The sequence below is a fragment of the Streptomyces sp. NPDC093097 genome, from assembly GCF_044754325.1.
Lineage (GTDB): Bacteria > Actinomycetota > Actinomycetes > Streptomycetales > Streptomycetaceae > Streptomyces.
Genome location: NZ_JBIVOW010000029.1, coordinates 18224 through 42503, shown reverse-complemented (window position 1 = coordinate 42503; position 24280 = coordinate 18224). Strand labels below are relative to the sequence as shown.

Here is a 24280-nt window from a genome sequence, read left to right as displayed (position 1 = left end):
CGCCGCACGGGCTGATCTCGGCGCGTGCGGCAGTTGCGATCAGTTCGTGCGGCAGGATGGTGCGGCGTGCGGCGATGCCGCTGCGCGGTTGTGGGCCCGAGGCGGGTTGAGCGCCTCGGGCCCACAGTCGGTTGCGCCAGAAAGCAGCTGCTCAGCGCCCTAGTGGCGAGGTCCGGCGGGGTGGTCGTCCGCGGCCTCGTCGGTGTCGTCCCCGGCCGGGGTCTCCTCGGCTTCCTCGACCTCGTCGCTGAGGCCCTCGTTCTGCATCAGCGTTCCCCATGCGACGCGGACTCGCTTCTCGCCGCCGACGTAGCCGGCCTGGCGGTAGGCGTCCTGGGCCTGGCGGTAGGACAGCGGCGGGTTCTTTGAGTAGCGCAGGTGGCGCAGGACGACCACGAGCTGCTCGTCGGTCAGCCGCACCCCGGTCTGCGGTGTGGGCACGCCCGCCACGGTCGCGACCTCATCGAGCGTGGGCCCGCCCAGGTGTGACGCGTCGTCGTTCGTGACGGCGTCCTGCGTCACGCTCTGCTCCTTCGTGACAGTCCCGTCCGAGACGCTCGGCTCATCCGTGACGGCCGGGGGCGTCACGGAATCCGTGGCCGTCTCGGTAGGGCGTGACGCCTGCGCCACGGTTCGCGGCTTGACCTGCGCGACTCCCCCCGTCACGGGCGCTGAGGCGTCGTGCTCGAAGGCATCTCGGTTGCCGTCCGCTGTCACGGATGGCGTCACAAGTGCGGGCTGGTCGCCGGTCTCCGTGACACCGTCCGTCGTGGACCCGTTACGGGTTTCGCCAGCGCTCACCGCGGGCGTCACGGACGCGGTGAGGGCGGGGGTTGCCGGCACGGCCAACATGGTCACCAGCGCGTCGCCGGCGATCTCCTTGAGACGCTCCCGCTGGTCCGTCACGAGTTCGCCGCCGAGAGCTTCATCGCCCGCGCCGACCTGCTGGGCGACCCTCCAGGACTTCAGTTCAGCCCTCCGGCGCTGCCGCTCACCCGGGTGCTTGGCAGCCCGGGCCCTGAGGTAGGCCAGCTTCTGCAGAGTGGCGGCGTTGCGGCGGCGCTGCTCGCTGTTGACGCCGGTGCAGTAGATCACGATGCGGCGTGCCACGAGGCCAAGGCCCTCGGCGGCCGCGCACATCGCCATCGGTGTCACGGCGTAGATCAGGGCGCCACGGGAGTTCTGGGCCACCACCGCACCTGTCACGGAGGCGACGGCGGGCAGCGCCCACAGCCCCAGCCGGACGATCGCGGGGGACGACTGGCCCAGCAGCGTCAAGCCGACGTAGACCAGGGCCAGGATCAAGGTGGCGCCCTCCCCGGCCGCGACGACGCCCATCGCAGTCGCCGACTGGTGAGTCACCGCCTCGATGTTGGAGTACGTGGCGTAGCCACCGACGGCACCGATGACGACCATCGGCACGGCAGCCGCGCTCAGGATGACGCGCTGGCCGGTGGTCAACGCCTTCTCGGTCGGTTCTGTCATCTCCTCGCCTCTCTAGGAGTAAGTGGATTGGAAGCGCCCGCTTCTGCGGACCTTCGTGCAGCCGGCTCAGGGCCAGTCGTTGTGCGGGTGGTCGGTGGCGATCTCCTGCCAGCGCCGGCGCTCACCGGCGTTGTTGGTCGTCACGCGGGCGACGAAGGCGCAGCCGGGCTGCTGGCAGCGGTAGGTGGAGCTGAATCCGCCATCGAAGGTCATCTCGACGGCCTGGTGGGCGGCCAGGGCCATGCCGATCTGGCAGAGGAGCGCCAGTGGGCTGGGGACGTGGTAGCCGGCGAGCGCTCCCCCGACGCCGACCCCGACAATGAGTGAGACCGTCACGGGCAAGTGCTTCATCAGCGTCTGCATGGAGCGATGGAGCGGCGGAGCTTCGCGGACATGGGTACCTCCGTTGTGTGCGGTGCGAGATGAGCGGCGCAGTTCGTGTGGTCGCGCTCGTAGTCAGGACCGAGGCGGGTCATTGCTGCTCGTCAGGTGGTGGTCCGGGCTGTCCGGTTGCCTGCGACTCGGCCCGCGCCACCGAGGTCGGTGGCGCGGGCCGGGGAGGCAACCGTCGGAGCGGGCGGTCAGGCTGCTGCGGCGAGCCGATCGCGGTAGCCGCGCACATCGGCGTCGGTGAACCCGTGTGCCTGGGCGGCCTGCTGGTACCGGCCGTAGGTGGCGCTCTTGGCGGCGGTGAGGTGGCCGTCGCGCTCGGCGATTTCGCGTAGCGCAAGCGCTACGGCGGCCCAGTGCAGGACGTCGAGCTGTTGGTCGGTCAGCTGGGGTGCGGTGGTGGCGGTTTGCCGGTGGCGGCGGGGCACGGTGTTCTCCTCAGGACGTGAAGTGGCGGGCGGTCGAGCTGGTGGTCAGACCGAGGGGCGGGGGATCGCGCGGCATTTCTCGGCGTGGGCCTGGGCCCACTTGGCGGCGTCGACGCGGGCGGAGGCGAGCGCCCGCTCGGCGGCCGCCTCGGGGCTGTACTCGCAGTCGAGGTAGTAGGCCTCGTAGTCGACGGGCGTGTGCGTGGTGCCGCAGCCGTTGCAGGCCGCGGTGGCGAACCGGGTGTGGTCGGCGAGGCTCATGTCGACGGTCAGGTTCGGGTCACGCAGGGCCTCGCCGGCGACCGTGAGGAAGCGGATGATGACGCCCTCGGGCCAGGTCTCGGTGGCGGTCATGTGCGCGGACTCCCTTGGGGCGCGGGTGGTTAGTCGGTGAGGGCCAGGGCGTGGTGGGCGGTGGTGGTGGGCGCGAGGTCGACGACGACTTCGCCGTTGGTGGTGCGCCGGCCGGTGACGATCAGGCCGTTGATGGCGGCGCAGGCCAGGGCGGGGTCGTCTCGTTCGATGAGGTGCTCGTACGCTTCGTAGTCGGCAGCAGTCCAGTCGCGGTACGGGCCGTGCGTGGAGCGGAAATGGGCGGGCGTCATCGCATCTCCTCGGCGAGAGCGGAGTGTGTGGAGGACGTGGACGGGGTGGCCGGCCTCCCACAGCGCGCTGGCGGCCACCGCGGCGGCCGCCAGCAACGTTCGGGACAGTGGGTGGCCGGGGCCGTGACGATCCGAGGCCCGCTCCGCGAGGTACAGCGCGGCACGAGCCCGGCGTATGTGAGTGGTGATCAGGGTCGATCCAGAGTCGGAAACGGTCGCGGGAGGGCCGTCGTTCAGCCGTTGTGGCCGCAGGCCGTGCAGGTGTACGTGCCGTTGCAGGTGGTCACGGGCTGGCCGCAGTTCCCGCAGAAGCCTCCGCTGATTTCGCTGGACGCGGCCTGATAGGTCCGGCCCTCGCCGAGGATCTCGTCGAGCTGCTTCTGGGAGTAGTCGCGGTCGAGGTCCTCGTTGAGGTCCTCCTCCGTGGCTCCAGTCAGCGGCTCGGCCATGGTGCTGATGCGTGGCATCGGCCAGATCTCGGCCTCCAACCGGTCGAACAGCCCGACGGCAGTCGTGAGGTCGGCGGTCATGCCGCCACCTCCATCGCAGTGCTCGAGGTCCGACGACGAGCCGCACGCTTCAGCTCACGGCGCTGCCCCTCGGACAGACCGCCCCACACACCATGGGTCTGACGCGTGACCAGCGCCCAGTCGAGGCACTGCCGCACCACAGGACAGCGAGCGCACACGGCCTGCGCCTCCCGGATCTGCAGCACGGCCGGGCCGGTGTCGCCGGCGGGGAAGAACAGGTCGGGGTCTTCGTCGCGGCAGGCCGCGCGGTGAAGCCAGTCCATGCCGCTCACCGTCCTGCGCGGACGCGGCGGAGGGCCTCATCCATGTCGGGATCGGAGTCGGATGGGGTGTGGTGTTGTGCGATGCTGTGGATCATCAGGTCCTCCGATGCAGGTCCTGGTACTGACAGCCTCCGGTTGCGCCCGGGGGCTGTCGCTTTGGCTCCCCGGTGGGGGAGTGGCCGCTCCGTACGAACAGGCCACGGCCCTGGTCGCCCTCATCGGGGCGACCAGGGCCGTGGTCGTTGGTCTGGTACGTCTCAGGCTGTGCCCGCGGAACACCGCGGGCGATACGTCTCGCCGAGTTCGGCTTGGCGCTTCGCGTACCCATCGAGGTCCGCGGGCTCCAGCGGGAGAACGGGGCCCTCGGCCGGGGCCTGCCCGTCGGGCCGCTGCATGCGCCGCGCGTCGGTGTCGCGGACCGCGCGCTGCGTCGACGCCCACCCCATCTCCCGCACCAACCAGAGGGTGCGCCCGTCGCCGTCGTCGTCCGCCTGCTGCTGGGAGGCGATCTGGCTGACTGCCGGGGCGGGTTGCACTTTCGGCTTGCGGAGCACGTTAGTCGGGCGGCGGGACAGTGTGTCCTTGTGCGCATCGGCCAGGGTCTGGTGCCACTCGGGCAGCGTCAGGTCGAACTCGACGAGACGGTTGCTGTTACGGCAGCGGATCGGGGGCTCCTCACCGGCCTTGCCGGTGTGGTGCGGGACGAGCTTTTGCTCCCGCCCCTGCATACCGGTGATGGGGCACCAGGTGTTGCAGTTCCGGCAGTGGAGGACCGCCTTCAACGGGTCCCGCAGGTCGATGTCCGACGGCGGGATCTGGGAGAGCTTGATAGCGGGCAGGTGACTGACCCGCTTCGTGTGGGTCCGCCGCGGCCGCTTCTTGGCTGTGGGCATTGCGGTCGTCGCGGGCATCGCAGAGGTGATGGCCATGGGGAACTCCTCACGTGGGAGGGGATGGGGTGGTCGCGGTGTTCTCTCCGCCCTCCAGGCACGCCGGGGACCCGGCGTGCCTGGGGGATGGACAGCGCATAGCGCTGCGACGTGCACGCAGTGGTCGAGAACCCGGGGGATTTGGTGGTGCTATCAACTCCCGGCCACCCCTGAGGGCGGACGAACCACTGCTTCGGGCGCTTGACCTGTTGGTATAGCTAACGCAATCGAGAGATTTAGCGCCCTAAACTTTCGACTACCGAGACCTTAGGGCTCGCCATGGAGTCGCGTCAACCACCTTGAACCCATGCGGTTTAATGGGGTAAACATGACACTCATGAAGGGAGGCTCGCATGGACCAGCTCAACGACGCCCTGTCGGCGGAAAGAGGGCAGCTCGATGCGACTTTCGATGTCGCGTTGGCCAGGTTGAAGGAGTTGGCGGACCCTCTGGAGCGAGCCAGGTCCGCCCACTCCCTGATCGGCCGCGTCCAGGACTACGGCAACGAGTTCCAGGCCGTGCGGAACGAGGCGATGAACGAGGCGCTGCGCGTAGGCCAACTGAACGCCACCCAGTTGGCAGCCGAACTGGGCATCAGCAAGGGGCGTGTCAGCCAGCTAGCCAAGGGGGCGCCCCCGGAACGCCTGTTCCTTGGATCTGGACGGCTGACCGTCGCGCTCGCCGAGAAGCTCGAAGACGGCAAGCTGCAGGACGGCCGCAGCAAGCCCGTTCAGGGACCGGTCATCGCCACCGAAGACGTGCAGACCTACGAGTGCCTGCGCGACCTGGCCGAAGAGGTCGGCCTTGAGGTCACCTTCGAGCGGATCCCCCTCGGGGGAAACGTACGCCTCAACCGAAACAACCTGATTGTCATCTGTGGCCCACGGCTCTCGCCCTTGATCGAGCAGATCCTGGAGAGCGACCCGCATCTGCGGTTCGGCAAGGATGACGACGGCTGGCATCTCGTCGATCGGAACACTGGTCACGTGTTTCGATCCCCTATGGACCATGGTGGGAACGGCGACGTCGCCTACTTCGGCCGACTCCCGCGGCCAGACGGGCAAGGCACCTTTTTGTACGTCGCTGGCATCCACGCCCGCGGCTCTGGCGGGGTTGTGCACTGGCTGACCAGGGAACTCCCCAATATTCACCGTGAGCTGAAGGCGAAGCGTTTCTCGACCCTGATCTCGAGCGAGTTTCACCCTGACACGCTGGAGATTGTCAGTAGCGAGCGCATCACGCCCTTCTACCGCCCGGAAGGGGCATGACGTGCAGGTATCCATCGCATCGGCTCAAGGCGTGGGAAACGCGAACGAGGACGGCGTCTTCGTCAGCCCCGTAGGAGTCGTGGTATTGGACGGCCTGTCCGCGCCCTCGGACCTACCCATGGGATGCGTCCATGGCACCCCATGGTTCGTGCGTCAGCTCGGCACATGCCTGATCAACTTGATTGGTGACGATACGGTGTCCCTTCGCGAAGCGTTGCGAGGCGCCATCTCCGAGATCAATGAGCGACATCGTGACACCTGTGCGCTGAGCCAGGAGGCCGTTCCCGCTTCAACCGTCGTCATAATTCGGGAGCGGGGGCAGGTTCTCGAGCACCTGGTGCTCTCGGACAACGTTCTCGTCCTGGACCTCGGCAGCGAGGGCATCCGAACCATCACCGACAAGCGGGTCGAGGAGGTGGCAGGTGATGAGATGCGCGCCGCGCTTCGGGGGCCGACTGGCACTTCCGAGCACGCCGCTCGAGTCTCCGAGCTCGTCACCGTCCAACGTCGCCTTCGAAACCAGCCTGGCGGCTACTGGGTGGCATCAACCGACCCCGCTGCAGCCGACGAAGCGATCATTGGGGCCACCGACGTTGCCCAAGTACAACAGGCAGCTCTCCTCACCGACGGCGCGAGTCGTCTTGCGGACACCTTCGACCTCCTGAGCTGGGCGCAGCTCCTCGACCTGCTGCGCCTCGAAGGGCCGGCAGCCCTGATCACGCGCACCAGGGAAACCGAACTCGCTGATCCCGTTGGCGAGCGGTGGCCGCGGTTCAAGCGCTCTGACGATGCGACCGCCGCACACGCGACCCACTTTGGAGAGCGGTGATCGCGGCGTGAGCGCTGCCTGCGCACCAGGCGCGTCACACACACTCTGCTGCCTTCCCATGGGCTGGATTGAGGGCGTTGAGTGCGGCATTGAGCGTCGTAGCGTCCCGCTGCCACCTCTTCGGCGCGATGAGCTTCAGCCGCGGTGCGTCTTCTGGGGGGAGGATCTGGCTCTGGCAGTCGATGACGGGGATAAGCCCGAGGTTGTGGCCATGAAGGAGTACAGGTTTTCGCGCGATGAGCGAGCGCAATTCGAGGCGGGCGATGGGGCCGAGAAGGTAGACGCGGCTGCCGGCCCGCTTCTGCTTGCCGACGATTACAAGGCCGTCGAGTGTGTCAACGAGGTTGTCCCAGTCGTACGGGCGGTCGTTGGTGAAGGTGTTGCGGTAGTGGAGGACCTCAACGCCGTCAGGCAGTTCTTCGGTGATCTGTGCAAGCCAGCTGTCCCACTTCGGGCTGTTCATCGTTCTGGGGGCCGCGCTGACGTAGACGCGCGCCCGGGCTCCGTGGGCTCGGCTGGCAGCGATCCGCTCCATCGCCGCAGCGAAGCGGCGTTGTTGCGCAGGCTTGGCGAAGGTGTCCACGTCCAGAGGGTCGGTCAGCGTCGCATGCATGCTGCTCATCATGCCGGTCCAGGTTCCCAGGACTTCGCGAAGGGCCGGGGCCTCTTCGAGCTGGTGCACCGTCAGGAACGGTCTGTGCAAGGCCGACACAGCATGTGGCGGAGTGTCGTTGGGTGCCGTGAGAGGGGTAGTGTGTCTGCGAATAAGATCAATACAGACATGGCTAAGCCCCGCGAGGCTGCACTCCGGGGCACGGCCGCAGACCAGCATAGGAATGGTCTCGACATGAATGAGGGTACCCGTACCTTCTGTCAGACACACAAGGCACCCACCCCCGTAGTAGCGATGACGTGCACGTCGCTCCGGGGCCGGGTGCCTTCTTCATGCTTCCGCGTCGGTCTGGGCGCGGGCACATCTCACCCCTGGTGGGGGTGGAGATGAGATAGGTCCACTGGGCAGCGCCGCTGCCCTGGCCGCTGGTGTTGGCGCACCGTGCGCGGCCTTCGTGTCATCGGACCGGTTTGGCGACCGGGCCGGGGCCTAGATCGATCGGTTGGCGCCGGGTGATCAAGGCGATTTTTCAGGTTCTGCGGAGAACCAAGCACCACCGAGGTGGGGCTTTGTCGTCCCCGTAAAGGAAGACGTCGGTGACATCTTGCACTACGTTCGTGCCTTCTGCCAGCCCACCCATGCCCGAATGGTGCCAAATGGGCAATTCTTACGGTCCCGCTGGTCGGTTTCAGTCAGCGACTGCGGCCTGTTTCGGCCGCCCACCGAGGCAACGTCGGTCAGGCAACAGCCGACTCATTTGCAGTTGCCGGTCACATTCGGGGACTCATCGGTCCCCTCTCTATATGTGACCTGCTCGTACGTCTTTCAGCATCTCTCCGCTGCGCCGGATCGCGTCGCGTCCACCAACCAGCTCGCTGGCAAGTTCCCTTTCGCCCGCCTGGCGGGATTCATGTGCAGGTCCCTACCGGTCCACTCCCGCCTGACGGGAGCGTTCAGCCGTGGCCGCTCCGTCCACAAGGCATCCAAGTCAGGGTGCCGGATGAAGATTTTTTCGGCGCCTGTCACATCTGGCTCCCACGCCGTCCCCTCTCTGCACGTGACCCCCTTCAAGAGACTTGCCCGCCGTGCGGGAGCGCCGGGGCCGTCGGTGCGTCGTTCGGGCATGGGGGTGTTCCTGTGATGGCGCGGGCGGCAGTCGCCGCCGTGATGGTTCCCGCGCCGCGTTCCGGCGATGGGGGCACGGTCGACGTGCTGCCCTGCCTGTATGTGCCGGAGGCGCGGCAGTGGCTGTCGACGACGTCCGGCCGGGTCGCGGGCGAGGGCTACAGCTGGTTGCAGGCGGTGCACTGGGTGGCCGGGTCCGGGCTGTACCGGCCGCGGCGGCACCGGTCGCACGGGCCGCGCAGCTTCGGGCCGACGACCGTGCGGATCGCGCAGCTGCTCGCGGAGCTGTCGCCGTGCCGTCCGGGGATCGAGTACCTGATGCGCCGCACCGGCCTGTCGGAGCGGTCGGTGGAGTATCACCTGGGGATGCTGCGGGAGGCCGGGCTGCTCGCGTGGATCGTCAAGGGCACCCGGGTGTCCGGCGGCCCGGCGCAGGCCAGCGAGTTCGCGCGGATGATCCCGGTGGAGTTCGACGTCGCGCTGGGGATCCGGACGGTGCAGCGGGACGAGGATGCTCCGGCCTACACGCGGGCGGTGTCCGGGATCGCGGAGGCCGGCCGGGAGCCGATGGCGAAGCTGGCGAAGAAGGCGGCCCAGAGGGTGCGCAAGCCGCGCTCGGAGTCGTCGTCGAAGGCCCCGGCGCGGGGTGCCCGCAAGGGTGCTGAGCAAGGGATTGTGACGGCTGTTTCAGGTGAGGTCCGTTGCACCCCAATGCAGGTCGGTACCTCAGCGTCTTCCACTGCGGGTACTACTTCCTTCCCCCCTGAGAGCAAGCTCGCAAGCGGGGTCAGCAAGTCCCCCACCCCGAAGAAGTCCAGCAGCAAGGCCGGCGGTCGCCGGAAGCTCAACGTCGTCGGGCGCCGCTACCAGCTGGCGCGTGAGCTGATCGGCGAGCTGGACTGGCTGCGCGGCTGCTCGGTGCCGCGGATCGCCTGGGTGGCCCGCGGCGTGGCCGACGCCGGCTGGACCACCGCCGACGTCCACGCCTGGCTGGCGTTCCGCGGTGAGGCGGCACAGGTGCGTCGGGCCTCCGGCCTGCTCGCCACCCTGCTCAAGGACGCCACCCAGATCCTCGACACCCCCGCCAAGCGGGAGTCGGCCCGCCAGCAGTGGCGCGCCGGTCAGGAAGCCGCCCGCCGTGAGCGCATCCAGCAGGTCCGCGCCCGGCACGAGCGGTTCGAGGGTGACTGGAAGCGCCCGGACAGCCCCGCCGTCCAGGCGCAGGTTGATGCCGCGTTCGCCGCTGTCCGGGACATCCTCGCGGGCCACTCCGGCTCTGCCCGGGACGAGGGCTTCGGCGAGGAGCAGCCCGCGGTGCACGGCGGCGTGGACGGCCTGGACGAGGTCGAAATCGCACGGTCCCGCGCAGAGGCCAACCAGCGCCTGGCGCTCGGCGACACCGACTTGATCGAGGACGCGGTCGCCTCGATGGGACCGGAGGCCGCCGAACGGCTCTACGGCCGCACGCTGCTGCACAGGGCCAGGCAGCTGGCCGCGGGCTCCCGCAGCACGCTCATGACCATCGGATACCGGTAGGAGGCCGTGATGACCGAGGTGACCACTCCGGCCCACCAGCCCGACGGCGGGGAGCCGTCCGGCGTCGACCTGGCCCGAGTCGCCCTGCACGCCGCGCGGGAGAACGCGAAGAAGCACCGCGGCGACAGCGCCGCCCCCCGTACCCGCCGCAAGGGAGCCGCCGTCCGGCGCGGCGACGGCCGTGACCCGCAGGGCTTCGGTGCGGTGCTGCAGCGGCTGATGGCGGACCGGGCCTGGGACCTACCCGCCGCCGGCGGCAGCCTCCTGGACCGCTGGCCGGACATCGCGGCCGCCATCGCACCGCAACTGCCGCACCACGTCGCCGCCGTCGCCTTCCACGCGGAGACCGGACAGCTGGAATTGCAGCCCACCTCACCCGCCTACGCCACCCAGCTCCGGCTGATCACCCCGCGCATCATCACCGCCGCGAACCAGGAGACGGGCACCACCACCGTGCGCCGGGTGCGCGTCCTGCCCGCCGGCAACCTCCCGACGCCCACCACGACGACGCAGGCCCCCGTCGCCGAGCCCGTGGAGCCCCCCAGGCCGACCGAGCCGGCCCAGCCCTCCGATGGCTTCCGCCAGGCACTCGCCGCGCACCGGGCCGCATGGTCCGGCCGCCCCGCCGACCCTGCGCTCCAAGAGGCCATCGAGCAGCAGACCCTGGCCCTGCGCCGCATGTCGGCGAGGGCCTTCCCTGACACCGAGCCACAGCTCGAGGAGCAGCCGCAGCCCATCGAGGCGAGTCGCGCTCTGCGGCGCGATGAAGCCACCACGACCCGCGCCCAGGCAGTACGCCGGGCCCGGGCCGAGCGTGCTGCCCGGCAAGGTCAGGCCGCGGACGGAGCGATCGGCAGAGCAGCGGGGGCATCACAGCTGGGGCGTACGGCATGAGCAGAGCCGAAGGTGATCTGGTTGGTGAACTCCACTGGTGGCACGATGAGTTAGCAGGACGGGATGGGGGAGTTAGTGCGGGCTGACAAACGGCGGATCCAGACGGCGGTGCTGGGCAGCGCGGATTCGGAAGAGCCGCTGATGCTGCCGATGGAGGCGATCGAGCTGGACGCCTTCCGCCACCGCTACGAGAGCGACACCTTCTGGTGCGGGACCCTGCTCGGCGGCTGCGGCGGCCAGCTGACCACCAAGCTCTACACCGATAGAGCGTGCCACTTCGCCCATCACCCGGATCCGGACGGACTGCCACACGTGTGCGGACGCCACGCCCGCGGTGTGAACAGTGCAGACCACCTGTACGTGAAGTCCGCGGCCGCGGCATGGCTCGCCGACCGCGGCGAGCAGGCCAGCTTCGAGTACGCCCGCCCCGACGGAGCGCCACTCGGCTCCGTCGTCGACGTCCGCTGGCAGCGCGGTGCCCTGAGGGTGCACCTGGACCAGGCCGTGACTCCCGTGTGGGACAACGGCATCGAGCCGGTGCTGGGCATGGCGGTGCAGGTCGACCGCGACACGCTGATCCGCCGCTGGTACGTGCACCGGATCCGCCTGGACAGCGAGGGCACCGCGCGGCGGGTCCGCATCGGCACCGAGGCATTCGCGCGTCCCACCGAGTGGTTCTCCCTGGACGACTGCGAGATGACCGAACGGGGTCTGTCGACACCAGCGGTCGAACGCATCATTCAGGGACGCACCACAGCCCCTCCACCGCGCCGGCCCGCAGCGAAGACCAAGAAGGAACCGGGCGTGAAGGAACGAGCCCAGGTGCTGCTGCGCCAGCTGACGGATGCCCGCAAGGTGGAGTCCGTCGTCGTGGTGAAACGGGTGTGCCGCGACATTGCTGCGCTGACCGGAGTCACTCCGGCGACGCAGGCCGAGCTGGCCGACGCGATGCAGGAGGCGCACCGGTGGCTGAAGAGCCAAGCCGACGTCCGGCGTGAGCTGTTCGCGCGCCTGGACGAAGCCGCCACTGCCCGCAACACCCAGCACACCCGGGAACTGTTGGTCCGCGCCAACGCGACCGCCGCACACGAACGCACCGAGGCCGAGGAACGGATCGTGGGCGCCGCCGCCGACTTCCTGGCCGCTCGTACCCAAGAAGAGAAGGCCCTGGACGCGGAGCGGGACTCCGAAATGGCCGCAGAGAAGATGGCGGCGCTGACAGCTCTCGCAGCATCCCAAACCGTGCGCCGGATCCTTCGCGATCTGCGACGTCTCCCTCGCCGCCATATGTCGAAGGCGACCTTGCACAGCCAGGTACGGTTGCTCGTCGACGCGGCTGCCGAGGCGGGCAAGCACATCACTCCATTCCAGGCGCAGGAGATCGCCCGATGGAAGAGCCGTGCGGGTCTGGGGCAACCTGTCGCGTCTGCTTCGATGGTTCCGGCGCAGTCCCGGGGCAACCGCACGGCGTCGTCGAAGCAGTCGGCGAACTCGGAGACGGTGGCGGCAGAGCAGTCTGCGATCACGGTCGAGGTGTGGGTGTGGAAGGACCGCTACGGTGGCCTGCGCGCCGCCGCCACACAAACCCGCCCGGAAGCGTCCGTACGGTACGTGCCGTTGCCCCATGACGAGGGCCCGCTGCAGCGCCTCTACGGCAACCTCACCCGCATGATCGCCGAACGGGAGACAGCCGACGGCCCCGTGCACACCAACCGAGCCTCCCTGAGCGTGAGGGTATGGGAGACGGACGACGGACAGCTGGCCGCCACTCTTACGCGCCGCAAGGGCGCCACCGTCGTGACCTTGACGTTGCCAGCCGAACTTGAGCCGCTGCGTCAGTTGCACGAGAAGGTGGTGGCGCAGATGAAGGCCCGCAACATAGCTCGACAGTCGTGGGCGAGCCGACGACCACGGTCGTCAGGGAGAGGACGCTGAGCTCCCCGATGCCCAGCCCTCGGGGCTGCGCGCCAGGAGCTCCTCGTCGTAGGGGAGCTGGTGCAGCTCGTGTCCGGCCTCGGTGGAGCACACGATGTCCAAGCCCGACCAGTGGAGAGGCATCACAGCCGACGGAGTTCCACCACTCGGCGAACGCCGGCTAGGGTCCCGGCTCCCACCAGGCGCCGGGGAACGGCACTGGTGGAAGGGCAGTCCACAGCTGCCAGACGGAGTCCAGGTCACACGAGCGGTGCGCGGATCGCACCACCTGCGCTGAGCCCAGACGGGCGTCACCACAGCTACCGCCAGGCCAACGCCGCCAGCAGAAGACAGCCCCAGCGCTCGATCAAGGGCGGCAGCCTGAGCCGCCTGATGCGTCGGCCGAAGCCAAGCACAGCGGACAGGGCCGGCGGCGACTGTGGGGTCGCCGGAGCCGTCAGTGCCCGTCGCTACCCTCCAGTCCTGAGGGGGGACCATGACCGAGACAGGTATCGAGGCGTCCGGCAAAGCCACGCTCCAGCACATCGTTCTACTCCAGGACAAGCAGCGCAGGCTGGCCGCCGCCCAGGAGCAGGCCGAGCAGCAGCTGCTGCACCGGTACGGCAGCGCCCACCGCGCCGGGGAGATCACCATCACCCAACTGCTCGACTTCTTTCAGGAGTACCGGAAGCTAGACATACCGGGGCGATCACATCGTTGGAACGAGAACGTCGATCTGATCTATCAGACCTGCAGTCTCCTGCAGCCGCCGAACGGTCCGGAAGGCACCTGGGTCGGCGAGTGGCCCTGTGGCGACGCCGATCCGTGTCCGCTGCGCGGCGTGGCCGTGGTGTACGTCCTGTTCGGTCAGGACAACGAGCCCTGCTACGTCGGCAGCACCAACCACTTCCGGACCCGCATGGGCAACCACGTCAAGGCAGGCAAGGTCTTCAGCAGGTGGCAGGCGTACCCGTGGCCCACTCGGGAGGCTGCCTACGTCCTCGAGGAGCGGCTGTTGAATGAGCGCATGCCGAACCTGAACCGCCGCAAGGGACGTTGAGCATTCGTCCGAAGTACTGGGCCGGGGGCGCTGTCGCTGCCAGCGTTGGTGGCATTGAGCGGGCCGGGCGGCGGCTCGGAGGGCATTGTCAGTGGTCGCCGATACGGTATGACCGACGCTGAAAGGAGGGCCGGATGAAGACCGAAGTGCTGCGCGCCTACCGCTTCACCCTGGCCCCCTCTCCTGCCCAGGAGCAGAAGCTGCTGCGCTGGTGCGGCAACGCCCGCCTCGCCTTCAACTACGCGCTCGCCACGAAAAAGGCGGCCCACGAGCGGTGGCGGGCCACGGTCGACGAACTGGTCGCCGACGGCGTGCCGGAGGCAGATGCACGGAAGAAGACCAAGGTCCCGATCCCGTCGAAGCCGGCCATCCAGAAGGCGTTCAACGCCGAGCGCGGCGACACCCGGACCGACGTCGAGGGTGTGTGCCCGTGGTGGCACGAGGTCAACACCTACGTCTTCCAGTCCGCGTTCATCGACGCCGACCGGGCCTGGAAGAACTGGCTCGACTCCTTCTCCGGCAAGCGAGCCGGCCGACGGGTGGGGTACCCGCGGTTCAAAAAGCGCGGCCGCGCCCGGGATTCTTTCCGGCTGCACCACGATGTGAAGAAGCCCGGCATCCGGCTGGCCACCCACCGCCGGCTGCGGCTCGGGTCGTTCGGTGAGGTGCGGATGCACGACTCCGGCAAGCGCCTGTTCCGCCAGGTCGCCCGCGGCGAAGCCGTCGTGCAGTCGGTGACCGTCTCCCGCGGCGGGCACCGCTGGTACGCCTCCGTGCTGTGCAAGGTCACCATGGACATCCCCGACCGCCCGACGCGCCGGCAGGCCGAGCGCGGCAAGGTCGGCGTCGACCTGGGCGTGAAGGTCCTCGCCGGGCTCTCCAAGCCCCTCCCCCCTGACGGGCCCGTCAGGGTCAGCGGGGACGGCCTGCTCGTGGACAATCCGCGGCCACTGCGCGCGGCGATGCAGAGGCTGGTGAAGGCTCAACGGGTTCTGTCGCGGAAGGAGAAGGGTTCCAAGGGGCGGGAGAAGGCCCGGCAACGTGTCGGTCGGCTGCACCACCAGGTCGCCGTCCGCCGCAATGCCGTCCTCCATCAGGTCACCAAGGCCCTCGCTACCCGCTTCGCGGTCGTGGCGGTGGAGAACCTCCACGTCGCCGGAATGACGCGCACGGCCCGCGGGACCGTGGAAGCCCCAGGCCGGCGCGTACGGCAAAAGGCCGGCCTGAACCGGGCGATCCTCGACTCCGCCCCCGGCGAGTTGCGTCGGCAACTCGCCTACAAGACTTCCTGGTACGGCTCACAACTGGCGGTCCTTGACCGCTGGTGGCCGTCCAGCAAGAGCTGCTCGGACTGCGGATGGCAAGACACAAGCCTGACCCTGTCCGACAGGATGTTCCACTGCACCAACTGCGGCCTGACGATGGACCGGGACCTCAATGCGGCCCTCAACATCGAACGGCACACCGAAACACCCAACGTCGCCTCTGATAGAGGGGAGACGCAAAACGCCTGTGGAGCATCCGTAAGACTCCCCGGCCCTCGGGCTGGGAAGCAGGACGCAGTGAAGCGGGAAGACGCTGGTCCATCGGGGCCGGCGCCACCTCGGCGGAGCAATCCGCCGACGCTCCCGACCCCAGCCCACGAACAGGTAAAGCTGTTCTGACGCTGCAGGTCACGAAGGGTCCGGCCCACGGGCGCACGGAGCGATCGATGCCTACAACGAACACCGCACCCCTGACCTCGTCCGGCCCACGGGCGCACGGAGCGATCGAAAAGGACCAGACCAACACGGCCACGGCCGCGTGAAGCAGACGTCTGTGCTACCGGACGCCACTACAAGCTCGTATTGCTCGGGGTTCCCTGGCCGGGACGGGGAAGCCCGGCAGCCGACGCTGCGGCGCGATCCGCGCGACCTGTGGCCCGATGGCCTCGTCGCCGAGTGAGGCTATCCCGGCCACAGGACCACCCCGCCGGCCCACCCGACGACTCGTCAAGGTGAACCTGACGGAGCGCCTGCGCGCGATCTTTTGTCAGGGATACCTTGACGGGTATGGCGACCGACACCCCCGCCAGCGCCCTCGCCGCCGGCCCCCGTCACCTCTCCCCCCGGGACGAAGCTCGCGTCACCCTCGCCCGCGCCGCCTGGGCGCTCGCAGGCGAGGCCCACGCCCTCATCCCCGTCGACCCCGACGCTCCCGCCGGCGACCTGCTCCGCCAGGCGCTCGCCTTTCAGAACAAGGCCCAGCGCCTCGTGGAACACGCCGTCGTCGCGGAGCGGGAGCGGGGCACCACCTGGGAACAGATCGCCGGCGCCGCCGGCAACACCAAGCAGGCCGCCCACGAGCGCTGGTCCGGCAACGTGGACGTCTGGGCCCGTCTGGGCCGCGTCACGAACGAAGACGAGCCGACCGCGGGCATCGTCGCCTTCCTCGACAAGCAATACGCCAAGGTCGACCCCGACCGCCCCGACGCGGTCTCCGCCGGCCTGGACGCCACCCGCCATCCCGGCTCCGCCGCCTACGAGGTCGCCCAGCGTACCCGTGGCCAGCAACTGCACGCCCGCCTAGACGAATTGGAGCGCGACAAGCGGCGCAACCACCAGGACTTCGAACGCCTCAGGGGCTCGAGCGACCGGGAGGGCTGGCTCCGGCTGGCCGCCAACCGGACCGCCTCCGCCGACATCAACGACATCCTCGTGCAGGTCTACGAGGAACTGATCACCGCCGAACCGGCGCTGGCCGACGAGCACCGCGCCAATGCCGAGCAGCACCGCAATTACATCGACAGCGCCCGCGGGTACGCCGACCTCGCCCTGCGGAAGGCCGGGGAGCTGTAGCACCCACGCGGCCGACAGTCGCAGTACGCACCCCCGGGGCCCGGACTTCACCGTCTGGGCCCCGTCGCTTTTCCCTCCCGCGGCTCCTTGCGTGGTTAAGGCCGACCACGGTAGGGCCGTCCAGTAGCATCCCGCCGGCCCCGATCCAACTGTCCGCGAACCCTGGGGTACGCGACCCCGCGCAGCGATTCGCGGTCACCGGGAGAAGAAGAAGTACCAGTTCAACGCCGACTTTGAACAGCCGAGCCCAGGGGCCTGTCCTGGGAGCTCTCTCCGTGTGCCGCCCGCACTTCGGGCACCAGCCCGTACGGCGCGGGTCGTCCGAACCGGCAGCGGCGACCGGCCGGCCAGCGGGGCGACCTCGCGGTCCATCTCCCGGCCGGCCGACCACGGGGGAACCTCGCCCCCCGGCACAGCGACCTTCACCCCCATTGTTTCGCTGCCCGGCCGGCGCAGTAGGAGCCATGGCCCAATCACGTTCGAAGCCGTGATCGAAGCCCCAACGTCGGCCTGTGCCGCCTCGATGGCAGGCAAGGTACCAATCCGGTACCTTGCCTGTATGCCCTCGCTGAATGTGTCCTTCACCGACGACGAGATGCACGAGGTCCGCGCAGCCGCCGCGGCCGAAGGCAAATCCCTCAAGCAATACCTCCACGACCTCCCCCTGCGAGAGAAGCACCGCCTGCAGTTCGTCCGCTACGCCGTCACCTGGGGCGAGGACCACCGGACGGAGTTCGACGACGCCTTCCCCGACGAGGTCCCCCCGACCGCCCGCCGCGAAGAGGACCGCGCCGCCTGATGATCCTGCACATCGACGTGCCCTGGCTCCTCGACGTCCAAGAGCAGGCCGTCCCCGAGGACGTGTCAGTCGCCGACTACTCCGCCCTCGTGGCCGCCGTCGCCCGCCACAAGACCCGCATCCCCCGCCCCAGCACCGCCGACCCCGACGCCGCCTGGCGCGCCGCGGCGTTGCTGGACACGCTGGTGCGGCTGCAGCCGCTGCCGTACCGTAACGCGCTCTTCGCCTGCCAGGTCGCCGTCGCCTACATGCACGCCTGCGGCGAAGGCATCGATCCGCCCTACGGAGCCCTGGTCGACCTCGTCCGCGACATCCAGGCCGGCAAAACCACCGTGTATCAAACGGCAGGACGCATCCGGACCTGGCGCATCTGAACGGGCGCGCTGCGGCCGCGGCCCTGGCGCGGGCGCATCGCGCCCGCTTGCCGGCCAGGGAGGAGTCAAGCCCGCATCCAGCCTGTAGGCGGTGGGATGATGTGCCGATGACCACAGTCCCGTCCCCGTCGCCCCGCGACCGCGCACTCGGACGCGGCGTCAGCATCCTCATTCCGCAAACCGGATCCGGTGCCGTACCGGCCGCGGAACAGGCCGCGGCCACGCTGGCAGCGCTGGAGATGGTGCCGACCCAGGCCGGCCTGTTGCAGGCAGCCGCGGTGCTGCTGGAGGAATGGGCCCGCGTCAGCGAGGACGAGGCCGAGCGCGCGGCCGCCGGCACCACCGCAGCTCTGCTGCGCCGCACGCTCGACGGCCGTGAATGACCGTCCGGCTCCTCCGCCCTAGGAAGCCTTCGCTCTGCGGGAGTTCTGCACCGGTGCGGGTGCCAGACCGTGGCGTCAGTGGCCTCGCGGGTCCGATATGATCATGACGCAACTTCACGCCGCGATCAGCGGGCGGGAGTCGTGCGTCTGTGGTCCAAGGAAAGACGTCCACCAACCGGTGGGAAATGCAGGTGCAAGGCCTGCCGGGCGCTCCACCAGAAGGTCCCTTCCTCTCTGCCGAGGAAGGGACCTTCTGCTATGAGGGCTCAAGCCAGCGATGGCGGTACCCGGCCGCCGGGACCCTGTGTCCGTTGCGCGCCCCGGATGCGGTTGGCCTCGACGATGACGATGACGGCGGGGAGGAGTGTTGCCTGACGTCACGCCTTCTGGGGTTGGTCGTTGTAGGTGCGGGCCTGGGCCCTCCACATGGCTGCGTACTCACCGTCCTGTTGGAGAAGGGACTGGTGGGTGCCTTCCTCCAGTAGGTGCCCGCCGTCGAGGACGATGATTCGGTCAGCGGCCCGGGTGGAGCCGAGGCGGTGGGTGATCAGGACGACCGTACGGCCCGTGCTCATGGCCCGGATCCGGTCGTAGACGGCTTCTTCGGTGCGAGGGTCGAGCGCGGAGGTCGGTTCGTCGCAGATCAGGAGCGGGGCGTCGGCCCGGTAGAAGGCGCGTGCGCCGGCCAGGCGTTGCCATTGTCCGCCGGACAGGTCGCGGCCTCCCCAGTGGGAGGGGGCGAGGTTGGTGTCGAGGCCGTCGGGGAGGTGGGCGATGACGTCGTCGGCGCCGGATGCCTTCGCGGCGGCGAGCACCGCCTGGTCGTCGCCGTTGCTGTCGCCTTGGCCGAGGGTGATGTTCTCCCGGGCGGTGACCTGCCAGCGGGCGATGTCCTGCGGCAGCATCGCGAGGCGTGACCATACCTGTTGGGGGTCGGTGGTGGTGAGGTCTACCGCGTCCCAGGTCACGGCGCCGTGGGTGGGGGTGTAGAGGCCGGCGAGGAGTTTGGCGAGGGTGGATTTTCCCGAGCCGTTCGCGCCGACGATCGCCAGGACCTCGCCGCGGCGGATGGTGACGCTCACGTTCTCCAGGGCGGGCCGTTCGCTGCCCGGGTAGCGGAAGGTGACGTTGTCCGCGCGGATGACGGACGGGTCGGCCGGGACCGGCGTCGGCTTGGCGGGGAGCTGGGTGCGGCGGTCGGCGTCGGTGAGGAAGGTCGCCCAGTCGCCGAGGTACAGGCCGGTCTTGTAGGTGGTGTTGATCCCGGTGACCAGGGCGTTGAGCAGGATGCGGCTGGTCTGGACGGCGATGACGGCGGTCCCGGCGGCTGCCAGCGGGACGCGCCCGGCGGTCACCAGCCACAGCAGGGCGCTGTAGACGAGGAGGGTGGCGGTGCCGGCGAGGGCGTCGCCGAGCAGTTGGTAGCGGGCGGTGGTGCGGCCCACTCGGGCGGCGTGGTCCTCCAGGCGCCGGGTGACGGCGGTGAACTGCCCCAGCAGCCATGGGCGCATGGTGCAGGCCCGGACGTCGAGGGCGGTGGGGCGGCCGGAGGTGTTGTAGATCAGGGTGTGGCGCAGGCGGCGGTCGGCGAGCGTGTGCCGCTCGGCGAGGTGGGCGGCGCGGGCGGCGCGGACGGCGGCGGCGCCGCGCGGGAGGACGGCGAGCAGCAGGAGGGGCAGCAGCAGCGGGTCGAGGCCGGTGAGGATTCCGGCCGAGGCGAGGATGCCCAGCAGGGCGGCGGCGACCGAGGTGAGGGCCTCGATCATCAGGTGTGCGTCTTTGGAGGCGCGGTTGGCGGCCTCGCTGTGGTCGCACCATGCCGGGTCGTCGTACGCGGCGAGCGGCACGCGGGTGGCGGCGCCCAGGAACTTAAGCTCGGCGATGGAGTCGATGCGGGGGCCGATCCTGGCGGTGGTGGCCACGGTGGACACGCTGATCAGGGAGCGGGCCATCGCGGTGCCCGTGATCACGGCCAGGGGCGGCCACGCCTGCTGGAGCCGGTCCATCGTGGCGCCCGGCGCGAACAGTGGGGCCAGTGCCCCGCGGGTGGCGTAGAGGCCCACGGCCATCAGTGCGCCGGCGGCGACCTGGAGGACGACCAGGCGGATCAGGGCGGTGCGGTCGGCCGTCCACGCGAGACGGAGCGCGGCCTGGGCGAGGGTGGGCAGGCGGCGGGTGATGGTGAGGAAGCTGCCGGCCAAGGCGTCTTCGTGGCGTTCGGCGCTGACGCTGTACTGCGGGATCGCCTCCGCGCCGCGCGGTCGGCGGCGCGGCCACCAGGGGCCAAGTCGTCGACCGGCGGCGGGTTCTGCGGTTTCTGTCCGGGTGTCGCTGCGGGGCTGTGTGTCTGTCACATCCGGCGCAACGCTTCACTCGTACGAGTGGATGCTGTGGCGATGGGTGGCGAATTTCAGTGCCGAGTGGGACGCGCACATTGCCGCCACCGGCAAGGCCGCCCCGGCGAGGCCAAACGGCGACGCGACCATCGCCGACCTCAAGAAGCGCCTGGTCAAGAATACCCAGGAAAGCACCCTCCTGGAGAACAAGCTCAAATCCGCCCAGACCGCGATCGCCGCCCTCTACCATGACAACGTGGCACTGCGACAGCAGCTGAAACGAGACGTATCAGCTGCCGTGACGCCCATCCGCCCCCGAGGGCCCCGCAGGCATCGTTAGGACTTTCCCGTGCATTTCCATGGCTTGCTCTCTACACGCCCGAGCCCGACTGTCATACCAGCGCAGTAGTTTCAAGGCATGACTGACACGACGGCCGCAGGGCTTAATGAGCTACAGGCTGGCAAGGAAACAGGGCCATGGCTCACCGCGAAATCCCTTGAATCCTGTCTACAGACCGCGGGCCGCTCCTTCGGAGAGGGAGAACTGGCCTATCTGGCGTTTACCTCGCAGATTGAGCATCCGGTCCGCGACCGGGTGGCCTACGCAATGCACCGGCGACTCAAGGGGACGAGGCTGGACGTAGGCCGCGAGTGGACCGGGCTGTTCACGATGGGCAAGAACGGAAAGCCCGCAAAGCGGAACGTGGACCTGGCAGTGGTTGAAAAGCCGACCCGCCGCAGTCATCACATTCCGCAACCACACGGAGTGGTGGAGTTCAAGGCCTTTTATGCGCACGATGCCCACAAGCCTCACCAGTTCAAACACATCGACCGTCAGGTGCGGGACGACGTCGAGAAGTCCGTTGCGTGGTGGTCCAGCATGGGTGAGGTGTTTGCTGTGGTGCTGCTGCCTGAGCTACACCTCGTCAACACGCGACATGTCCCGCACCAGATCATGAGGAAGATCGAAAACAAAGTCATGCGCTACGACCTTCTGTGTGACTCAGGCATGGTCCCCGACGGGCAACCGGTGCAGGAAGTCTCCTCTAGGCTTGCCCTGCTCGGACCGGTGAGCCACGGGGTGATCGACGCGGGAACCGAGAGCGGAGTCCACGTCACTGTGCCGTACGTGATCCTCGGCCCAGTACCGGTCGAGACGTTCGAGAACATGCCCCCGCCCCAGCAGCAGTAGAACGTCGGGCTTCTTCTGAAGAGGCCCTGCCAGCCGCAGGCTTCAGTGCCGTACGCCCGCGTTCAGCGTGTCTCATGAGACACGCTGAACGCGAAGAACACTTTGCCACCGCACAGGCCCGCCGCCGCGACCTCGACGCAGCCGCCGAGACCGCCACCACCGCGATCGACATCGCCGCCATGGTCGAGTCCGGACGCTGCACCACCCTGCTGTCCAACCTCGCCACCGAACTCGAACCCCACCGCGCCGCTCGCCCGGTCGGCGCTGTCCTCAACCGCCTGGGCAGCGACCGCTGCTGCCCCCCGGACGCGCCCAACCCTGACCGTGACGCAGCGGAAGACTGACAGGGGCTCAGGGCTGGACGCCTTCCGCCGTCGGCACGAGCGGGACCCACCACCCCGACCCCACCGGTCAGCCCCGAAACTGCGCCGATGCGTCTCCACCCGCACCTCGCAGAATGATTGCTGCCGGATACGGTCACCCCTCATGGACACGAAGACGGTGCCGCTCGCGTACGTCGCGCGGGGCGCGGTGCTGGTGTTGGCGTGCTCAGTGGCGGCGGTGCACTGGTGGCGATCGCCGTCCAGTGTCGTAGTGATCGTGCTCGCGGTTCTCGCAGCCGCGATCTGGGCAGCGCTCGGAGCTACGACTCTGAGCAACGCAGTATGGGAGGGCATGCTGAGCCAGGACCTCACGTGGTACGCCCACCGCCGACCTGAAGGCCCGGCGGTATCGGACGAGCCACGCAGCAAGGACACCGAGTTCCTGGTCGGGCAGATGCGCACAGTCGAAGAGCGTGTCCAGGACTTCCTTCGCGAGACGGACATGACCCACATCTCGCTCGCGGTGACGGGAGGCTGGCTCGGTCTGTGGCACGAGGCCGCATCAATCCGGTCCGGCACCAGCGGGCACATCGACCTCGGCTACTTCTGGCTGTGGCCAGACCGCAGCACCGTCCTGCCGTACACGCTGGAGCACGAGCTCGCCCACCTGCACCGCAACGACGCCCGCACCCGGCTGGCCATCACGACGGTCCGCACCGCCCTCATCGTGCTGTGCGCCGGTTTCCTACCGCTTTCGCACGCCGCCCTCGCCTTGGTCGCCCTCGCCGCCATCGGGAGCGGCTACCGCTGGTGGGTCGAACTCGCCTGCGACCGCGCGGCCGCACTTCACTGCGGGAGGGACGTCGCAATTGAGACATGGAAGCAGGACCTGGCCGACGCCCGTCAAGTCCCCCTGATCCGCCGGATGCTGTCCGCCGCGCTTGCGCTGCGCAGCCATCCCCCGATGATGCTGCGGCTGTGGTGGGCCCGCTGTACACCGGCGCCGGCGGGAGGCAATCCCAGGTGATCGGCACCGAGCGAGGTGGTGGACCTCGACGTCGGGGCGTGGCGCATCAGAAGAACTTAACAGGGGGTTGAAATTTCAGGGTGGGCTTAAGTAGCATGGTGGGTGTCGGAGGGAGGCACCCCTCCGACACCCCGCCGGGCGGCCAACAGGGGCCTCCCGACACCATCGGAGGGTATCCGTGAACGACGTAAAGATCATCCGCTGCACCACTCCGACCGAGCTGTACCGCCACTACCAGCGCCAGACCGAACCGCAGAACGCCTACATCGAACTCGACCTGCGCGAGGGCACGCTGCTCGCCACCTACAACGCCGAGGTTGGCAACGCCCGGCCGTTCACCGTCCACTACGGCTTCGAACGCCGCTACCCCATCCCGCTTTTGACCGCTGAAGCGGCGAACCGGGTGATGGAGGAGATCGCGCCGATGGCCAGCCGGATGCTCGCCGACTGGGAACAGGACCTGGACGCGCGACAGAGCAACCTGGTGGCCAAGCTCGGCACGGACGCGCAGGCCGCCGAAGCGGAGATCCAGACCCACCTGGGCGGGGACACGGACTGTGGCTTCGCAGGCGACAACCAGGGCTTCGACGCAGGCGACTTGGTGGCCGTGTGGGAGCTGGACGGCGCAGTGAACGGCTGCGAGGCCGACGAGTACGGCATCACCGCCGAGACCACCGACGAGCGCCTGGAAGAGATCGCCACCGAAATCACCCGGGACCTCGCCGCCCTCGGCGAGAGCAAGGTGGCCGTGGTCGACGGCCTGGACGACCACCTGGACGACCTGCGCGAGAAGGCCCGCGAGGAGGACCAACGGGACCTGTGGGTGATCGTCGCCGCCACCGGGGACCTGGTCGACGGAGCGGAGATGACCGAGGTCGATCAGCTGGTCAACGACCACCTGTGGACCCTCCGCGACTTCACCGCCCTGGCGCGCAAGGCCGGCTACGGCCCGGAGAACCCCAACGTCCTGATCTACCTCCAAACCGACGACGAGACGCTGACCCTCCCCAACGCCTTGGAGCGCCTTCGCCTGGACGTCCCCAGCCGCGTCGCCGCCGCCGTGGCCGCCGTCGAACGCCCCGCCGCCTGACCCACACCACCCGCCGCTGACCCGCCGCCCAGCCCTGTTCTCTCCCCTCA

Annotated in this window: 26 protein-coding genes; 16 read left to right on the top strand and 10 right to left on the bottom strand. The window is 69.0% G+C overall.

Going from position 1 to position 24280, the window contains the following annotated elements:
• Window positions 1-159 precede the first annotated feature (159 nt).
• The 8 genes from ACIQE0_RS34450 to ACIQE0_RS34415 form a co-directional block, all read right to left on the bottom strand.
• On the bottom strand, window positions 160-1485 hold the full coding sequence (locus tag ACIQE0_RS34450) for a hypothetical protein (protein WP_402339300.1): 1326 nt from the start codon (window positions 1483-1485) through the stop codon (window positions 160-162).
• Window positions 1486-1551: 66 nt separating this feature from the next.
• A complete protein-coding gene (locus tag ACIQE0_RS34445) occupies window positions 1552-1821 on the bottom strand; it encodes a hypothetical protein (RefSeq protein ID WP_402339298.1) in 270 nt (89 codons plus the stop codon).
• A gap of 245 nt (window positions 1822-2066) precedes the next feature.
• Complete coding sequence (locus tag ACIQE0_RS34440; RefSeq protein WP_402339296.1) at window positions 2067-2303, bottom strand: hypothetical protein; 237 nt, start codon at window positions 2301-2303, stop codon at window positions 2067-2069.
• 45 nt (window positions 2304-2348) lie between these two features.
• Complete coding sequence (locus ACIQE0_RS34435) at window positions 2349-2657, bottom strand: hypothetical protein (RefSeq protein WP_402339294.1); 309 nt, start codon at window positions 2655-2657, stop codon at window positions 2349-2351.
• Between the two features lie 29 nt (window positions 2658-2686).
• Entirely contained in the window at window positions 2687-2908 is a 222-nt protein-coding gene (locus ACIQE0_RS34430) for a hypothetical protein (protein ID WP_402339292.1), read from the bottom strand.
• Between the two features lie 233 nt (window positions 2909-3141).
• A complete protein-coding gene (locus ACIQE0_RS34425; RefSeq protein ID WP_402339290.1) occupies window positions 3142-3438 on the bottom strand; it encodes a hypothetical protein in 297 nt (98 codons plus the stop codon).
• A complete protein-coding gene (locus tag ACIQE0_RS34420) occupies window positions 3435-3701 on the bottom strand; it encodes a WhiB family transcriptional regulator (RefSeq protein WP_402339288.1) in 267 nt (88 codons plus the stop codon). The genes ACIQE0_RS34425 and ACIQE0_RS34420 overlap by 4 nt, the downstream gene beginning before the upstream one ends.
• A gap of 257 nt (window positions 3702-3958) precedes the next feature.
• Window positions 3959-4630 carry a hypothetical protein gene (locus tag ACIQE0_RS34415; protein ID WP_402339286.1) on the bottom strand — a complete coding sequence of 224 codons (672 nt, stop codon included), beginning with the start codon at window positions 4628-4630 and terminating at the stop codon, window positions 3959-3961.
• Between the two features lie 353 nt (window positions 4631-4983).
• Between ACIQE0_RS34415 and ACIQE0_RS34410 the strand changes: the two genes are divergently transcribed.
• A complete protein-coding gene (locus ACIQE0_RS34410; protein WP_402339284.1) occupies window positions 4984-5898 on the top strand; it encodes a sigma-70 family RNA polymerase sigma factor in 915 nt (304 codons plus the stop codon).
• A 1-nt stretch (window position 5899) separates the two neighbouring features.
• On the top strand, window positions 5900-6727 hold the full coding sequence (locus ACIQE0_RS34405; protein ID WP_402339282.1) for a hypothetical protein: 828 nt from the start codon (window positions 5900-5902) through the stop codon (window positions 6725-6727).
• Between the two features lie 34 nt (window positions 6728-6761).
• Here the strand turns inward: ACIQE0_RS34405 and ACIQE0_RS34400 are convergent, their stop codons facing one another.
• Window positions 6762-7340 (bottom strand): hypothetical protein, encoded by a 579-nt coding sequence (locus tag ACIQE0_RS34400; RefSeq protein ID WP_402339280.1) that lies wholly within the window; start codon window positions 7338-7340, stop codon window positions 6762-6764.
• Window positions 7341-8480: 1140 nt separating this feature from the next.
• Between ACIQE0_RS34400 and ACIQE0_RS34395 the strand changes: the two genes are divergently transcribed.
• The 9 genes from ACIQE0_RS34395 (at window position 8481) to ACIQE0_RS34355 (ending at window position 18262) form a co-directional block, all read left to right on the top strand.
• Window positions 8481-10001 carry a transcriptional regulator gene (locus tag ACIQE0_RS34395; protein ID WP_402339278.1) on the top strand — a complete coding sequence of 507 codons (1521 nt, stop codon included), beginning with the start codon at window positions 8481-8483 and terminating at the stop codon, window positions 9999-10001.
• A gap of 9 nt (window positions 10002-10010) precedes the next feature.
• Window positions 10011-10895 (top strand): DciA family protein, encoded by an 885-nt coding sequence (locus tag ACIQE0_RS34390; RefSeq protein ID WP_402339276.1) that lies wholly within the window; start codon window positions 10011-10013, stop codon window positions 10893-10895.
• Window positions 10896-11003: 108 nt separating this feature from the next.
• Window positions 11004-12830, top strand: coding sequence for a hypothetical protein (locus ACIQE0_RS34385; protein WP_402339274.1), 1827 nt, complete (start codon window positions 11004-11006; stop codon window positions 12828-12830).
• A 475-nt stretch (window positions 12831-13305) separates the two neighbouring features.
• Complete coding sequence (locus ACIQE0_RS34380) at window positions 13306-13869, top strand: GIY-YIG nuclease family protein (protein WP_402339272.1); 564 nt, start codon at window positions 13306-13308, stop codon at window positions 13867-13869.
• A gap of 134 nt (window positions 13870-14003) precedes the next feature.
• Window positions 14004-15533, top strand: coding sequence for an RNA-guided endonuclease InsQ/TnpB family protein (locus ACIQE0_RS34375; protein WP_402339270.1), 1530 nt, complete (start codon window positions 14004-14006; stop codon window positions 15531-15533).
• Between the two features lie 387 nt (window positions 15534-15920).
• The gene (locus ACIQE0_RS34370; protein ID WP_402339268.1) at window positions 15921-16706 is read left to right on the top strand and encodes a hypothetical protein; all 786 of its coding nucleotides are present in this window, start codon (window positions 15921-15923) and stop codon (window positions 16704-16706) included.
• A 559-nt stretch (window positions 16707-17265) separates the two neighbouring features.
• Window positions 17266-17505 (top strand): hypothetical protein, encoded by a 240-nt coding sequence (locus tag ACIQE0_RS34365; protein ID WP_402339267.1) that lies wholly within the window; start codon window positions 17266-17268, stop codon window positions 17503-17505.
• Complete coding sequence (locus ACIQE0_RS34360) at window positions 17505-17879, top strand: toxin Doc (RefSeq protein ID WP_402339265.1); 375 nt, start codon at window positions 17505-17507, stop codon at window positions 17877-17879. The genes ACIQE0_RS34365 and ACIQE0_RS34360 overlap by 1 nt, the downstream gene beginning before the upstream one ends.
• Window positions 17880-17986: 107 nt before the next feature.
• Window positions 17987-18262, top strand: a complete 276-nt coding sequence (locus tag ACIQE0_RS34355; protein WP_402339263.1) for a hypothetical protein — start codon at window positions 17987-17989, stop codon at window positions 18260-18262.
• A gap of 377 nt (window positions 18263-18639) precedes the next feature.
• On the opposite strand, the gene ACIQE0_RS34350 is transcribed toward ACIQE0_RS34355, so the two are convergent.
• Window positions 18640-20463, bottom strand: coding sequence for an ABC transporter ATP-binding protein (locus tag ACIQE0_RS34350; RefSeq protein WP_402339261.1), 1824 nt, complete (start codon window positions 20461-20463; stop codon window positions 18640-18642).
• Between ACIQE0_RS34350 and ACIQE0_RS34345 the strand changes: the two genes are divergently transcribed.
• The 5 genes from ACIQE0_RS34345 to ACIQE0_RS34325 all read left to right on the top strand — a co-directional run bounded on the left by ACIQE0_RS34345 (window position 20441) and on the right by ACIQE0_RS34325 (window position 24230).
• Window positions 20441-20938 (top strand): hypothetical protein, encoded by a 498-nt coding sequence (locus ACIQE0_RS34345; RefSeq protein WP_402339259.1) that lies wholly within the window; start codon window positions 20441-20443, stop codon window positions 20936-20938. The genes ACIQE0_RS34350 and ACIQE0_RS34345 overlap by 23 nt on opposite strands.
• A 78-nt stretch (window positions 20939-21016) precedes the next feature.
• Window positions 21017-21790: a hypothetical protein gene (locus ACIQE0_RS34340; RefSeq protein WP_402339257.1), complete on the top strand. Its 774-nt coding sequence runs from the start codon at window positions 21017-21019 to the stop codon at window positions 21788-21790.
• A gap of 74 nt (window positions 21791-21864) precedes the next feature.
• Window positions 21865-22134, top strand: coding sequence for a hypothetical protein (locus ACIQE0_RS34335; RefSeq protein WP_402339255.1), 270 nt, complete (start codon window positions 21865-21867; stop codon window positions 22132-22134).
• Between the two features lie 142 nt (window positions 22135-22276).
• On the top strand, window positions 22277-23140 hold the full coding sequence (locus ACIQE0_RS34330; RefSeq protein ID WP_402339253.1) for a hypothetical protein: 864 nt from the start codon (window positions 22277-22279) through the stop codon (window positions 23138-23140).
• 178 nt (window positions 23141-23318) lie between these two features.
• Window positions 23319-24230, top strand: a complete 912-nt coding sequence (locus ACIQE0_RS34325) for a hypothetical protein (protein ID WP_402339251.1) — start codon at window positions 23319-23321, stop codon at window positions 24228-24230.
• Window positions 24231-24280 lie beyond the last annotated feature (50 nt).